Here is a 14328-nt window from a genome sequence, read left to right as displayed (position 1 = left end):
CCAGTCGGCGGCAAGCGGGGCGGCGGACGGCGCGCGAGCGCTCGGGCGGCATCGCGCCATGTGGATCGCCGTTGCCGGCGTATGCGTGGTGGCGGGCGGCGGCGCGCTGATCGCCGGCCACGCACGCCACCTGGCCGCCGCGACGGTCAGCACACCGCAGGCCGTCAACAGCGTGCGCGCGGCCTATGCCTATCAATCCGTGCTGCCCGGCGCCGCATTCACCGTCCCGGCGCAGGCGGGCGTGAGCACCAGCATCCAACCCGGCGGCGCCTTGCTGGTGGCGTCCGGCATGCAAGCCGCTCCAGCGGTGCGCGTGGACCTGTGCAGCCAGATGCGCAGCCCCACCGATCCGCGCCTGCTGCCGCTGCGGCTCGGCTACCGTTTCGACGACGTCAAGCGCTGGGTCAAGCGCAACGAAGAATCGAACGTCCAGATCTCGCTGCGCAACGTACTGCTGGTTGCCGACAACGGCGCCGGCGCCGCCACGATCCCGGAAATCCAGATCGAAGGCACTGCCCGCGCGGACTTCACCGATCCGCTGAGCGAGCCGCTGCAACTGAGCTGGCGCAGCGCGCAGGCTGGCGCGCGCTGGATCAGCGACGCCAGTTACGGCCAGGTCGAGCAGGGCGCCAGCGGCCAGGTCGCGCTGCGCCAGCAGGGATGGCTGTTGTGGGGCGCCGCCTCGGCGCTGCGCATCGAACGGCGCGCCAACGCCATGTGTCCCCAGGCGGGCGAACTGGTGGTGCAGATGTATCGCCTGGCGCCGCAGGACGCGGCGACCACCAGTGCGCCGGCCAGCGCTCTGGTGGTGGCCTTCCCCGCGCGCGGCAGGGCGGTCAGCACCAATCTCGCGGCAGGCTCGTATCAAGTGCCGGCCGCCGCGCCGGCTGCACTGGAGGACCAATCGCTGTTCAATGCGCTGCAAGACCAGGGTTTGGTGCGCCTGACCGCCGCCGGCGCGATCGAGCTGGCGCCGCGCGATCTGCCGCAATGGCAGGCCGCAGGCGCCGCCGAACGCGTCGCCGAATTGAACAACTGGAAGCAGGTCAAGCCCGGCGCCGCCACGCACAAACTGTTCAAGCGCCTTTACTACCAGGCCGACGGCGCCTACGTCCGCCAGCAGATCGACATCTACAACAGCGAACGCCGCCTGCTGGCCTGGCGCGTCAAAGCGCCGACAGGCATGGTGCTGGACTGGAGCGCCAGCGCCGGCAACGATGCTGCATCCGGCAGCGCGCCGACGATGGTAGCGACCACCAGCCAGATGCCGGTCGCCGCCTCGCGCCTGTTCGCATCGCTGCCGCAGGGATGGCAGCCGTGGACCCGCGTGGCCCGCTGGCCACAAGCTGTTGAAGGGCAGGGCGCGCGCCCGGTGGTGCGGCTCAACCTCGCGCTGCCGCGTGCAGCGTCCGGCGGCGAAGTGATGCAGGTGCTGCTGGCCGGCCGCGTCACCGGCGCCATCGGCGCCAGCGCGCAGCTGGCGCCCGCCTGCACCGGCCGCGCCTGCGCCAGCAGCGCGGATGTCCAGCAAGTCACGCTGACGCTGCAAGCCGGCGCGCACAACGTGCAGCTGACGGCGCAACCGCTGGACTTCAGCGCGCCGGAAGACCAAAAATACCGCCACCTGCGCGTCGCCGGCGGCCGCCTGGTATGGCAGGCGCTGTCGCCCGTCGCCGGGGACGCCGCTCCCGGCCTGCCACGGCCTGCCGCGCCGTCGCCGGTGCAGCTGGAAGACCGCAACGGCACCTTGCTGTGGGCCGACGGCGCGCCGACGCAGCCCGCCATCGACGCCGGCCTCGCGCCGCTGCTGGGCGTGAGCGGCGACCAGGCCAATAGCGTGGCCGGCATGCTGGCCCGCCTGCCGGTATCGGCAGCCACTGTCTCTCGCGCATCCGGTGCGGCGGTCGGCGCCCGGCTCACGCTGGACTTGCCCTTGCAGGCCTTGAGCCAGCGCGTGCTGGATTGCGTCGGCATGCATCGCGGCCGCTGGGACGGCAAGGCCTGCGCCGGCGGCCAGGCTGCTGCGGAAGGCCGCCACGCCGGCCTGGTCATCCTCGATACCGAAACCGGCGACGTGTTGGCTGCCGCCGGCGCTGGCGCGGGCGAAGTCAGCGCCGCCAACTGGGCCGAGGTGCGCGACTTCGACCGCACCAGCCCCGCGCGCAGCCCCCTGCGCCTGCCGGCCTTGCAGCACGACGGCGGCGCGCACCAGAGCCCCGGCTCAACGTTCAAGGTGATCAGCGCGCTGGGCCTGGAGCTGGCAGCGCAGAACGATCCACAGATCGACGCGCTGTTGGGCGGCATGCCGCTGCCCGCCATCAACCGGCTGGCGCAGCAGCGCGGCTTCGGCTTCCAGACCGACGCCGCCAGCTACCCGCTCAATCCGCGCCTGGCCCACATCACCAACTACCACGAGCAAAGCCTGGACCGCCGCGCGCAGGAAGGCCGCCTGGGACTGGCGCAGGCACTGACCTACAGCCTCAATACCTGGTTCGCCTGGTCCAGCGAATTGAGCGACCATAGTCTGTTCGGCCGCGCCGACGGCGGCGCCCCCGACTTGCAGGCGCTGGACGCCAACGCGCTCGATTCGGTGCGCCCCATCGTCGCCGCCGCGCACCGGCTGGGCTTCGAGCAAACGCTGCGCCTGGACGGCGGTCTGCTGCCGGCCGATTTCAACTGGCGCAGCTGGGATGCGCTGCAAGCGACGCCGGCGCATATCGACCCTATCCACACGCGCCACGAACTGCGCCAGATGGCGATCGGCCTGCGCATGCAGGTCACACCGCTGCAAATGGCGCTGGCCGCGGCGGCGGTCGGGCAGGGCAAAGTCGTAGCGCCGCGCATGCTGCTCACCTTGGGCAACGCCGGCAGCACAGTGCCGGAGATGAAGCCGGTCGGCATCCGCCTCGACCGCATCCGGGCCGGCATGAAAGGCGTGGTCGATGTCGGCACCGGCGCCGGCGCGTTCGGCGGCGCCGCATTGGCCGGCGTGCGGCCCGGCCTGTACGGCAAGACCGGCACCGCGCCCACAGGCGACGACACCGCCACCGTGTGGTTCACCGGCTGGCTGGAACCGGGCAGCCTGCCGGGCCAGACGCACCGCCTGGCGATGGCGGCCTTCGTCAGCCATTCCAACGCCACCGGCGGCGAGCATGCGGCGCCGGTGCTGGCGGCGGTGCTGTCCACGCTGGCGGCCCAGAACCGCGAACAGAAGGGGAAATAGGCTTGTAAACGGGATAATGAAATCGCGGCTTTTGTGGCATGATTTCGAGGCGTCCGCCATAGCGCGCTCATTTTCGTTTTTCTCTTATTGACAGGACTGTATGCGCTTGCCAGGAACCCGGTATCAGGAGCACGGCTGGGAACAAGTGCGCAAGCTGTTGGGGCACTGCTCGTTGCAAGCGTTCCGCCGGCTTGAGATGCACCAGCTGCTCGACCCCGGTCAGCATGCTACGCTGCTCGACAGCTATACCGATGCGGTGGCCGCAGCCCTGCGCGCGGGCGCCCGTTCGGCGCGCGCCGAGGCCGACGGCAACAGCTACGGCGACAGTGTCTACGAGCTGTCGCTTAGCCTGATGTTCGAATTGCAGGCGCAGCCGGCGTTCTGGCAGGCGTTCGTCGCCGCCGTCGCCGCCGAACACGGACGCAGCGGTGCCTTCTGGCTCGACGCCGCAGCCGAAGGCGTGATGCGCAAGAAGGTCAACGATATGTACGCCGGCCTGCGCGACAAGGTCGATGCCGACAACTACATCGTTACCACGGGGCGCGACTGTTCGCCCAACAAAATCTACACCTATCGCATGCTCGATACCGCCTACCGCGAGATCGCGGGCCTGTTCGCCGATTGGCGGCAGCATGCGGCGCAGGTCGGCGACATCCTGGGACGCCCGCTGGACGGCAGCCCGATCGAGGTGCGGCAGATGAAGTCCATCGGCGGCTGCAAGGCCGAGTGGATCATCCGCTGGAGCGAGTCGCAGGAACGCTACGCCGGTTCGCCGGGACCGCTGCACACCAAGTCCAAGCGCTTTGCCAGCCTGAAAAACAGCCCGGAAAAGATCGCCGCGATGCTGGCGGAAATCGGCGACTATGAAGAACTGTCTGCCAATATGGACCGCGCCGACGACTGGCAGGGCGACGCTGGCGAAGCGGCGATGTGGCTGGAAGACTACTGGCGCGTGCTCGGCGAGTCCGAACAGAACGAGGTGCCGGGTGAGGACCGTATCCTGCCCGAGCCGGCGGCGGACGAAGAAACCGGTCTTGCGGACGACCCAACGGACGAGGGCAGCGACGCCGCCGCCGGAGCGCCGGACGAATTCAAGGCGCATGACCTGGCAGCCGAACAAGCGCTGGCCGGCACGCTTTCCCTGCCCCCCCGCTATCTGGAATTGGCGCGGGCGGCGCAGGAAGTCGGCAGCTGGGCGTTGCGCATCCTGAGCGACGAGTCGCTGCCGATCCGCCTCGCCGTGTATCAGAAGCTGCTGGGCGCCGCCGACGATACCTACCCGGACGCCTGGCTGGATCCGGCCACCGGCGAGCTGCCGACCTTGCAGCAGTTGGCGGCGCTGGACCAGATTTCGATGCCGACGCTGCGCAAGCGCCGGAACGAAGCGATCGACAAGCTGTATGCGGTCAACGCCGCGTCGGCGAAATAAAGGAGAACGAGTTGAAATCCGCACAAGATGAGCAGGACGCACGGCTGCGAGAGCGCTCGCTGCTGGCACGCGCCGTGCCGGGCGACCGCCTGATGCTGGCCGACGCCACGCTGCTGGCGGCGCTGGACGGCAGCCGGCCGCTGACGCCGAACGAGCGGAAGGCGTTGTCGGTATCGCCGTTGACGCTGCGGCGCTTCCGCCAATTGTCGCTGGAGCGGCATGCGGCTGCACAGGCACAGCCTGCGGCCAACGATCCGGTATGGGGCGGCAGCAGCGGCATGCTGCGCGCGGCCGCCAGCGCGGCGGTGCTGGAATCGCTGGCCACCGACGACAACTGCTGGACGCTGCACTTCCTGCAAGTAGGTGAGGGCTGGCAGGTGATCCTGAGCTTGTCGGCGGAAGCACCGTTCGCCGCGCGCCTGCTGCGCGAGCGTGTGATGGTGCGCGTGATCGACGGCGGCGGAGCGATCGTCTTGCAGGGCCGTTTGGACGCGGACGGCGAATACGAATGCAGCTGGCCTTTCGCCACCGCGCCGGCGCACCACTTCCAGATGTACGGCGCAGGTTTTGCCGTCGAACCGGTGGCTCCTTAGACCATGGGCATATTTCCCCGGCGCCGCAAACCTGCCGTCGATACAGACGGACTGGGAGTCAACCTGATCGCGCTGAGGCTCGATGCGGGGGACGCTGCGCCGGCTCATAGCACGGTCGTGGTCTTCAATGCCGGCGGCCATGCTCGCCGCGCGGCGGCCGGCAAGGTGGCCTGCGAGCCGGGCGAGTTGGCGCTGTGCTTTCATCCGGGGCCGTACACGGTGCACCTGGCGCCGTTTGCGGCGGCGCCGGAGTGGGGACTGCGGCTGCGCTTTGTCGTCGATGTCGGCAATCCGCGCGTGACGCAGCAGCGGTTCGATCTGTACTTGTATAGCGAAATGGCGGAGCGGTTGGAGCTGGAAGCATTTCGCGTCTCGGCGCAAGCGGCGCTGCAAACCGAGCTGGCGCAAGGCGCGCTGGATCTGCCGCCGTGCACCACGCTGGAAGAGTGGCACGCCTTCCGCGCCGGCCTCAATCAGCTGCTGTACACCCGCTTCGGCGTAACGGTCGACGACTGTGTGCCGGTGGACTTGGGCGACCAGGTCGATTACGCCGATGTGCTGAAGGCCCGTGCCGCCGAAGCCGCCGCCCAGGCCGATACCGTGGCTGATACGCCGCGCGCGGCCGAGCGCGATCCGGCCGCCAACGCCGAACCGGCGCTGCACACGCTGTCCACCGCTGCTTCCGACGGCGTTGTCGTGCAGCGGCCGCTCGCGACAGCGTCTTCCGCCGCCGCGCCTATCGCCCACCAAGATTCATTCGGCCTGCGCCGCCTGTTCCTTGAACTGCCAGGCCTGAGCCGCGACTTGCGTTTGCTGGTCCTGCCTGAGGGCACGTTGATCTTCCAGCAGCACCAGGCCCTGTTGCTGCGCGTCGGCATGGCCGCGCTGAACGTGAACACCATGCCGTCGCTGGCCTGGGCTGCCCCCGACCAGCCATTGGCGTATGCAGAACAATCCCGCCGCACCACCCAGACCCTGCTCGCCGTACAAGCACTGGATGAAGCCTGGGCGCTGCTGGCGCGCTTCCAGCGCGCCGACCATGCGCAATGGCCCGCGCTGCTGGAGGAGGCGGACCGCATCTGCGCCAATCTGGAAACCGGCCTGGCCTTCCGCCGCGCCCCGCATGTGCCACGCACGGAACCATCGCTATGACCACGCTATCCGCCACCACCGTGCCGACCAACGCCGAATGCCGTAGCATCCTGGCCGATGGCCGCGTGCTGACGATCACCGCCAGCCGTCGCCCACGTGCCAACCGCGCCGACGTCAAATGCAGCGTCGCCGGCGCCCCGGCCATCGCCGAGCGGATGCAGGAAGTGGTCCGCCTTTCCCGCCACACCGAAGTACGGCTCGACAGCCGCGACCAGGTCGTCCTCAGCATGGACGTCACGCCCGCCGCCGTAGATCGCGACTGGGAATTGGCAGCCGTGCTGGCGGACCGCATGGTGCGTGGCCTGCACCAACCCGCGCAGGCCGGCCGCCAGTACGCGCAAGGCTGGTCCGACGCATGGCACCTCGGCCGCGTCCAGGGCGCCGCATTCGTCGCCGCGACGCTGGACCATCCGCAGGTCGGCCCTGGCGATGGCATCATCGCCGGCGGCGCCGCCAACGACGGCCCGACGCGCGCGCTGCACATCACCCACCTTGGCGCCCTGAGCGGCCACGCCGATCCGTCAGCCGGAGTCTCCACCGTGCGTGCCTGGTTCCCGCTGCACAGCGGTGGCGTCAACGATAGCCTGGCGTGGGTGGAGGTCAGCGTCTTCGCCATAGACGGAGGCCGCGACGGCGACGCCGCAGCGGAGGGCATATCGGCCAGCGCCACCCACAATCCGGCCGCCACGACGGAGGAAGACACCATCGCCGCACCAGGCCTGGACCTCAGCGCCCAGCTGGAAGTGCGCCAGACGCTGGCCGCCGCGCGCCACTTCGACGGCAAGGGACTGGGCCGCTGGCGCAGCGTGGTGCGTTTCAGCCAGCCGCGCTTCCAAGGCGGCTCGTACCAACTGGCGCTGGTGATGGCCGACCGCCTCGCGCGCGGGCGCGAGTTCCTGCCGCGCGGCCGCATCATCGCCACCGGCTGCTCCAGCGCCTGGCATGCTGGCCGCGTCGACACCGTCGAAGGCCGCCAGCCCAAGCTGGAATTGATACTTATGCAAGCAGCCGCGGGCGACCGGGTGCTGCTGCCCAAGGCCTGGCAGGATGAACTGCCGGCCGGTTTTGCGGCCGAACTGCGTCAAAAGGGCGCCAGCCTGGCCTGTATCGACCGGATCGGCATGATTTGAAGCGGCACAGTATCGTGCGCAGGAATGAAAACGGGCCTGCCCTGCTAAAATCGGCAGATGCAAGGGCGGCCCGGAAGATGAATCGAAGAAGGAGTCTGACATGTTCCAAATGTTTGGTTTTGGCGGCGTAAAATGCCCGCGTTGCGAGCACAAAAACGACGACCAGTCGGGCTATTGCAAGCACTGCGGCTTGACCTTGGGCGCGCCGCGCAGCGAGCCTGTGCTGCGTGATAACCGCTGGATCCCCGGCGACAACGAGCTGGCCGTGTACTTCGGCGTCAGCGCCTTGTCCGGCATCTTCACCAAAACGCTGCGCGTGCCGGCCACCTCGCGCGCCTACATCCTGCAAGCCGACAAGGCCACCGAGGTGCCGCAGGGCGAATACGAGATCGAAGGCTTCTTCACCCGCCTGAACCATCTGCTGCGCAACCAGAACGCGGAAATCCTGATCACCCGCAGCGCCGCGCTGCCGGTGGAGTTCTCGTTCAGCGACCTGCAAACGGCGGAGCACCTGAAGGTGGCGGCCCGCTTCACGGTCGCGATCCGTATCGAGAACGTTCCGGCATTCGCCCAGCACTTCATGACCGTTCCAGGCACCGTCAGCACGCAGCACCTGCATGAGCTGCTGGAACCGTCGGTGCACCAGGTGACGGCGGAGTTCATCGGCAGCCGTTCGATGCGCGACATGGCGCATAACGCCGACCTGCGCCTGCAACTGGACGAGCGTCTGCAAGCCGCATTGAAGCTGCGCCTGGCCGGTTACGGCCTGGCCGTCGATCGTGTGGAGACCGCCTCGCTGCGCCACGATAAATTCGACCACAACCGCGAACGCATCGGCACCTTGTGGCTGGTGGCGGACGAGCGCCATGTGCAGCTGGAGCACGTCAAGCAGCTGGATCAGATCTACGACGAGGAAGAATGGCAGGCCATCTGGCGCGAAGAACAGAAGATGCGCTCCGACCTGCGCCGCGCCGAGCTGCGCCAGGATGCAGGCGTCAACAAGGCCGAGCTGACGTTCAAGGAGTCCGAGCGCATGCAGGCTTTGCGCGCGCGCGAAGTGGACCTGTACAGCCGCGTGATGGAAGCCAAGACCCGCAAGGTCGCCGTCGACAAAGGCGCCGGTACGATATTGGCCGATCTGGAACACGAACTGGCGAAGAATAAATCCCACCGCGTCGGCGAACAGGCGGATTGGGAGCATGTGCGCCATCTGGCCCAGATCAAGATGCGCACCGAGCTCGAAGTGCTGCAACAGACCGCCGCCGAACAACGCCAGTTGGCGCAGCAACGCCTGTCGCACCAGCTACGCGAACAAGCCATCGAAAACCAGATGGCGCAGGCATTGCTGATCGAGGACGAATCGCACCGCCGCAGTGAATTGACCGCGCTGCGCCAGCGCGAGAAAGCCGAAAAAGAGCGCGAACTGCAAATCGAGGCCGAAGGCCACAATGAACGCATCCAGGGCCTGACCTTGGCCACCGCCGCGCGCCGCCGCGAGGCGGAGCGCGTGCAGGAATGGGAAGACCAGCTGCAATTGGCCCGCCAGCGCGAACTGCTGCGCGGCGACGCCGTCAAGGACGCGGCCAACGCCGTGCAAGTGGCGGAAATCAACCAGAAGATCGAGGAACTGAAGCGCGCCGGTGGGCAGGCTGATTCGGTGGCCCAGTATGAAAAACTGTTGCGCACCATCGAGGCGGACGGCGTGCATCAGCGCCAGAACCTCGCCGTCAACAAACAGGCGATGCTGGACCAACTGGAAGTGGATGAACAGCGCCAGATCCTCAAGCAGAAGGAGCAGGAAGCCCAATGGCAGCGCGAGCTGAAGAAGCTGGAGCATGACCGTGACGAGAAGTTCGCGCGCTGGAAGGGCGAGTACGATGTGTTGCTGGCGCAGCAATCGCATGAACTGACGCGCATCGAAACTATCGGCCGCCTGAGCGATACCGGCAAGGTGGCCACCGCCGCCGCACCGAACGCCGAAGCGCTGAAGCAGATCATGAAGATGCAGATCCAGGGCGGCATGACGGCTGAGCAGATACAGGCGCTGGCGCAGGTGGTGGCGGCCGAACACGGCGTCACCCCGGCCGAAGCGATGCAGCTGGCGCATGAACGGGTGCTGGAAGAGAGCGCACGCCGCGACAGGGAAATGGACAAGGACCGTCGCCACCAGCTCGATCTGCTGAACGTGCACAACGCGGCCGGCGCCGCAGCTTCTGCGTCTGCTCCCCCATCGGCTCCCGCGCGCTACTGCGCCAATGGCCATCCGACGCGGGCCGGCCACCCGTTGGACAAATTCTGCGCCCAATGTGGCGTGCCTTTAGCTTAAACAGCTTTATGCAGGAACGGTTACACTTCGCTTAATGATGCAAACAGCAAGAGAAAAGATCCGCGAACTGCGGGCCTTACATGATGACGGTCTACTGAGCTTGCAGGAGTTCGACCGCCGCAAGAACGCCATCCTGGATGCGGAGTACGCGCCGCCGGGAGGCAGCGTCACGGCCACGCCGCCGGTGCGGCAAGGAACGGAGCTAGGGCTGATGTCCGGCCAGGAGATCGGTCCGCAAAACCGCCGCTATCGGCTGGAGCGCCTGATCGGCATGGGCGGCATGGGCCAGGTGTGGCAGGCGACCGACCTGGCCACCCACGCGGAGCTGGGCCACAGCGACATGGTGGCCCTGAAGATCCTGCCGCCGCAGCTGACCCAAAGCGCCACCCACGCCAAGCTGCTGATCGAGGAAGCGACCCAGGCGCGCAAGCTGGCGCATGAGAACATCGTCCGCGTTTATGAATGGGCGCAGGACCCGGCCACCTCCAGCTATTTCATCATCATGGAATACCTGGAAGGCCAGGACCTTGACGGTTACCTGGCCGAGCAAGGCCCGCTGCCGTTGGAAGCTATCTACCGCCTGCTGACGCCAGTCGGCGACGCCTTGCAATACGCGTGGGATAAGCACAAGCTGGTGCACCGCGACATCAAGCCCGGCAACGTATTCCTGACCCAGCGCGGCGAGATCAAGCTGCTGGACTTCGGCATCGCCTCGCGTGCGCGCAGCGCCGGCAGCAGCCTTGGTTTGCAGACGCCCAACGCCGGCACCGTCGGCTATCGCGCGCCGGAGGCGGGCACGCATCAGCGCCAGCCGTCGCCCAAGCTGGATGTCTACGCCGTTGCCGTGATGATCTACCAGCTGCTGGAAGGCCGCATGCCGTTTGACGATATGCGTCCGGCCGACTTCCATCCGTCGCCGCCGCAGGGACTCAACCCGGCGCAGTGGAAGGTGCTGCAAAACGGCTTTGCCTATGCGCAGGAGCGCCGTCCGGCCTCGGTCGGCGAACTGCTGGCGGAGCTGCGCCGTGCCGACGGTCCGAGCGAAGAAGAGTTGGCCGCCAAAGCCAGGTTGGCGCACGAGCGCGAGCAGCAGCGCCAGTCCGAGCAAACGGCGCACGCCGAGGCCAAGGCCGCGCAGGCGGAGCAGGCGCGTGTCGCCGAATTGAAGCGACAGGCCCAGGCGGCGGAACTGGCGGCGCGGCGCCAGGCCGAAGCCCAGGCAGCGGCGGCCGAGAAAGTGAAGCTGGACCAACAACGCCGCGCGCTGGAGGCCAAGCAGCGCGCCGAAGCCGAAGCCACCGCGCTGGCCCGCAAGCAAGCCTTGCGCGAGCAACTGCAGGCGCGCCGCGACGCCGACGCCAAACAGGCGCGCGAGGAACGCGAGGAACTGCAACGCAAAGCCGCGCAACTGAAGGCCGAAGCGGCGTATCGCTCCGAACAGGAGCGCCACCGCAAGCAGCAGGCCGAACGCAACGCCGCCGAACTGGCCGCGCTGATGCCCACGGCGGGCAGCCCGGTCGCGGACGCCAACGGCGTGCTGCGCGACCGCTTTGTCGACGGCACCGGCGTCGGACCCGATCTGGTGCTGATACCTACCGGCCGATTCCAGATGGGCTCACACGAGCATGAGCAGGCGGCGGCGATCAAGGCCGGCGCGCAGAAAAACTGGCTGGAGCGCGAAACGCCGCAGCACTGGGTCGGCATCGAGCATTCGTTTGCGATGGGGCGTTCTCCCGTCACGGTCGGACAGTGGCGGCAGTTCGTGCGCGCCACCGGCTGGGAATCGCAATCGGATACCGACTGGCGCGCGCCCGGCTTCGCGCAGACCGACGAGCATCCCGTGGTGGGTGTCAGCTGGGTCGATGCGCAGCTGTACGTGCGCTGGCTGTCCGGGCAAACCGGCCAGACCTACCGGCTGCCGAGCGAGGCGGAGTGGGAATACGCCTGCCGCGCCGGCACCAAGACCGCCTTCAGCTTCGGCGACGCCATCACCACCGAGCAGGCCAACTACGACGGCCACTACACCTACAACGGCAGCCCGCGCGGCGCCTATCTGCAAGGGACCAACAAGGCCGGGACTTTCCAGCCTAACCCATGGGGTTTGTTCGACATGCACGGCAATGTGTGGGAGTGGACCCAGGACGTGGTGCACGATAACTACATCGGCGCCCCGGCCGACGGCAGCGCGTGGGAAGAGGGCGGCGACCAGGTGCGGCGCGTGCTGCGCGGCGGCTCGTGGCTGTACAACCCGCGCTACCTGCGCTCCTCGGTGCGCAACGGTTTCTCGGCGGTGCTGGCCAACGATATCGTCGGCTTCCGGGTCGCGAGGAAATTGGTTTAGAGTATACTGCTGCCTTCTTCAAAATACTGGACCGTATCATGAGCGCTTTGCCACCCTGCCCGAAATGTAATTCCGAATTCACCTACGAAGATGGCGCCCAGTTGGTGTGCCCGGAATGCGCGCACGAGTGGAGCGCCACCGCTGCGGAAGCGGCCGAAGAAGGCGCCAAGGTGTATCGCGACTCCGTCGGCAACATCCTCCAGGACGGCGATACTGTGACCGTGATCAAGGATTTGAAATTGAAGGGCGGCGGCGGCACCGTCAAAGTAGGTACCAAGGTCAAGAATATTCGCCTGGTCGACAGCGACCACGATATCGATTGCAAGATCGACGGCTTCGGCGCCATGAGCCTGAAAACCGAGTTCGTTAAAAAAGTCGTGTAATCACCCCAGCCGCTCCAGCGCAAAGTCGACGAAGCTGCGGACTTTGGCGCTGGGGCGTGCCTCCGGCCGGCGCAGTATGTGCATGGGCCGTGACGGCAGTTCCCACTTCGGCAGCAGCCGCACCAACTTACCCGCCGCCAGCGCGGGCTCCAGCAGCAGGTCCGCCTGCATCGCGACACCCATGCCCGCAATCGCGGCCGAGACCAGCGACGTTCCCGTATTGCTGACGAAGGAACTGCGCACCGGCACCTCGATCTGTTCTTCTCCCTTGCGGAAGCGCCAGGACGCGTGCGGGCGCCAGTCGGAGAACACCAGGCAGTCATGCTTTTCCAGGTCCGACGGATGGCGCGGCGTGCCGCGCCGCTTCAGGTAATCCGGACTGGCGGCGACCAGCACCCGGCCCGGCCGCAAAGGCCGCGCGATCAAGCCGCTGTCCACCAGCGCGCCGGAGCGGATCACAACGTCGACGCCTTCCTCGGCCATGTCGATCACGCGGTTGGTCAGCATCAGGTCAATTTTCACTTGCGGGTACAGCGCGGCATAGGCGCCGATGACCGGCATCAGCCGATGTTCGCCATACGTGGCGGGCGCGGAGACGCGCAGGCTGCCCTGCGGTTCCGCGCGCAGATGCTCGGCCACGAGGTCGGCCGCCTCCACGCTGGCCAGCACGTCGCGGCAGCGCTCCAGATAGACTGCGCCGATCTCAGTCAGCGATTGCTTGCGCGTGGTGCGCTCGATCAGGCGCGCGCCCAGTTCCTGCTCCAGCGCCTGCACGTGTTTGCCGACCATGACCGGGGACATGTCCAGCGTCTGCGCGGCGGCGGCGAAGCTGCGCGCGGTGGCGGCGGCCACGAATACCTGCATGCTGCGGAGTTTATCGCTCATATTCGGAAGTTTTAGTTACGAGTATCTTAAATTCTAGCTCATTTATGCTGTAACTGCTTTGAATAATAATGGAACCTCATTCAACAGCAAGGAGTTCATCATGGCAGCCTACGCAATCGGATATCTCACCATACGCAACTCGGACTGGGTGGCCGAGTACAGTGCCCGCATGCCTGCGCTGGCACAAAAACACGGCGGTAAAGCGCTGGCGAAAGTGGCGCCGGTGGTGCTGGAAGGCGCACCGCTGCTGCCGGAAACGCAGATCATCGTCGAATTCCCGTCGATGGAACATGCGCAGGCCTGGTACAACGATCCTGAACACGCGCCGTTGATCAAGCTGCGCCAAAGCGGCGCCGATTTTTCGCTGGTCCTGCTGAACGGACTCTGAACGTTTAGGGGAGGCGCAAGCAGGTCAAACGGTGTAGAGTGGCGGTTTTGATAATGCCGTTTTCAAGGGACACCGTATGACTATCAAAGTACTGCGCGACCAGTCGCTGCCAATGCGCCACATCGTCCATGTGCGCAACCATATCCTGTCCACGGACGGATCGGTGGAGGAGGGCGGCAACGATGCCGGCCCTTCGCCCCACGACCTGTACGACGCGGCGCTGAGCGCATGCAAGGCGCTGACCGTGGTGTGGTACGCCAAGCGCAAGAACATCCCGCTCGAACATGTGGAAGTGAGCATGGAGCGCGACGCCAGCGAAGAGCGCCAGGGCACCTACCGCCTGGCCGCCACGCTGCACCTGACCGGCAACCTGACCGAGACCCAGCGCACCGAGTTGCTGGCCGCCGCGCAGAAATGCCCGATCCACAAACTGATGACCTCCGTGACCACCGAAGTCACCACGGTGCTGGGATAAGAT

At 67.0% G+C, this 14328-nt stretch carries 11 protein-coding genes; 10 read left to right on the top strand and 1 reads right to left on the bottom strand.

What is annotated here, in order from left to right:
- The 8 genes from V6M89_RS28555 to V6M89_RS28520 form a co-directional block, all read left to right on the top strand.
- Nucleotides 1-3223 (top strand): penicillin-binding transpeptidase domain-containing protein (locus V6M89_RS28555; protein ID WP_332856395.1); only part of this gene is annotated, 3223 nt, incomplete at its 5' end.
- Between the two features lie 100 nt (nt 3224-3323).
- Complete coding sequence (locus V6M89_RS28550; protein WP_332856394.1) at nt 3324-4652, top strand: hypothetical protein; 1329 nt, start codon at nt 3324-3326, stop codon at nt 4650-4652.
- Nucleotides 4653-4663: 11 nt separating this feature from the next.
- Complete coding sequence (locus tag V6M89_RS28545; protein WP_332856393.1) at nt 4664-5245, top strand: hypothetical protein; 582 nt, start codon at nt 4664-4666, stop codon at nt 5243-5245.
- A 3-nt stretch (nt 5246-5248) separates the two neighbouring features.
- Nucleotides 5249-6397 carry a hypothetical protein gene (locus V6M89_RS28540; protein ID WP_332856392.1) on the top strand — a complete coding sequence of 383 codons (1149 nt, stop codon included), beginning with the start codon at nt 5249-5251 and terminating at the stop codon, nt 6395-6397.
- Nucleotides 6394-7527: a hypothetical protein gene (locus V6M89_RS28535; protein ID WP_332856391.1), complete on the top strand. Its 1134-nt coding sequence runs from the start codon at nt 6394-6396 to the stop codon at nt 7525-7527. The genes V6M89_RS28540 and V6M89_RS28535 overlap by 4 nt, the downstream gene beginning before the upstream one ends.
- A 100-nt stretch (nt 7528-7627) precedes the next feature.
- Nucleotides 7628-9853, top strand: coding sequence for a hypothetical protein (locus tag V6M89_RS28530; protein WP_332856390.1), 2226 nt, complete (start codon nt 7628-7630; stop codon nt 9851-9853).
- Nucleotides 9854-9887: 34 nt separating this feature from the next.
- Entirely contained in the window at nt 9888-12194 is a 2307-nt protein-coding gene (locus V6M89_RS28525; RefSeq protein WP_332856389.1) for an SUMF1/EgtB/PvdO family nonheme iron enzyme, read from the top strand.
- 38 nt (nt 12195-12232) lie between these two features.
- Nucleotides 12233-12577, top strand: coding sequence for a zinc ribbon domain-containing protein YjdM (locus V6M89_RS28520; protein WP_217943297.1), 345 nt, complete (start codon nt 12233-12235; stop codon nt 12575-12577).
- Here V6M89_RS28520 and V6M89_RS28515 read toward each other — a convergent pair whose 3' ends face one another.
- Nucleotides 12578-13462, bottom strand: coding sequence for a LysR substrate-binding domain-containing protein (locus V6M89_RS28515; RefSeq protein ID WP_332856388.1), 885 nt, complete (start codon nt 13460-13462; stop codon nt 12578-12580). It lies immediately after the preceding gene.
- A 100-nt stretch (nt 13463-13562) separates the two neighbouring features.
- Between V6M89_RS28515 and V6M89_RS28510 the strand changes: the two genes are divergently transcribed.
- Together V6M89_RS28510 and V6M89_RS28505 are read left to right on the top strand one after the other, a co-directional pair.
- Nucleotides 13563-13850 carry a DUF1330 domain-containing protein gene (locus tag V6M89_RS28510; protein ID WP_332856387.1) on the top strand — a complete coding sequence of 96 codons (288 nt, stop codon included), beginning with the start codon at nt 13563-13565 and terminating at the stop codon, nt 13848-13850.
- Between the two features lie 76 nt (nt 13851-13926).
- Nucleotides 13927-14325, top strand: a complete 399-nt coding sequence (locus V6M89_RS28505) for an OsmC family protein (RefSeq protein ID WP_116990014.1) — start codon at nt 13927-13929, stop codon at nt 14323-14325.
- The last annotated feature ends 3 nt before the right edge of the window (nt 14326-14328 follow it).

Origin of the sequence: Duganella sp. S19_KUP01_CR8 (assembly GCF_036688705.1) — a bacterium.
GTDB lineage: Bacteria > Pseudomonadota > Gammaproteobacteria > Burkholderiales > Burkholderiaceae_D > Rugamonas.
This window is presented reverse-complemented; position numbering and strand designations above follow the sequence as displayed.

Excerpts from the sequence above, each read along its gene's own strand:
- V6M89_RS28550 (WP_332856394.1), top strand. The coding sequence starts at position 3,324 with ATGCGCTTGCCAGGAACCCGGTATCAGGAGCACGGCTGGGAACAAGTG.
- V6M89_RS28540 (WP_332856392.1), top strand. The coding sequence starts at position 5,249 with ATGGGCATATTTCCCCGGCGCCGCAAACCTGCCGTCGATACAGACGGA.
- V6M89_RS28535 (WP_332856391.1), top strand. The coding sequence starts at position 6,394 with ATGACCACGCTATCCGCCACCACCGTGCCGACCAACGCCGAATGCCGT.
- V6M89_RS28530 (WP_332856390.1), top strand. The coding sequence starts at position 7,628 with ATGTTCCAAATGTTTGGTTTTGGCGGCGTAAAATGCCCGCGTTGCGAG.
- V6M89_RS28525 (WP_332856389.1), top strand. The coding sequence starts at position 9,888 with ATGATGCAAACAGCAAGAGAAAAGATCCGCGAACTGCGGGCCTTACAT.
- V6M89_RS28520 (WP_217943297.1), top strand. The coding sequence starts at position 12,233 with ATGAGCGCTTTGCCACCCTGCCCGAAATGTAATTCCGAATTCACCTAC.
- V6M89_RS28515 (WP_332856388.1), bottom strand. The coding sequence starts at position 13,462 with ATGAGCGATAAACTCCGCAGCATGCAGGTATTCGTGGCCGCCGCCACC.
- V6M89_RS28510 (WP_332856387.1), top strand. The coding sequence starts at position 13,563 with ATGGCAGCCTACGCAATCGGATATCTCACCATACGCAACTCGGACTGG.
- V6M89_RS28505 (WP_116990014.1), top strand. The coding sequence starts at position 13,927 with ATGACTATCAAAGTACTGCGCGACCAGTCGCTGCCAATGCGCCACATC.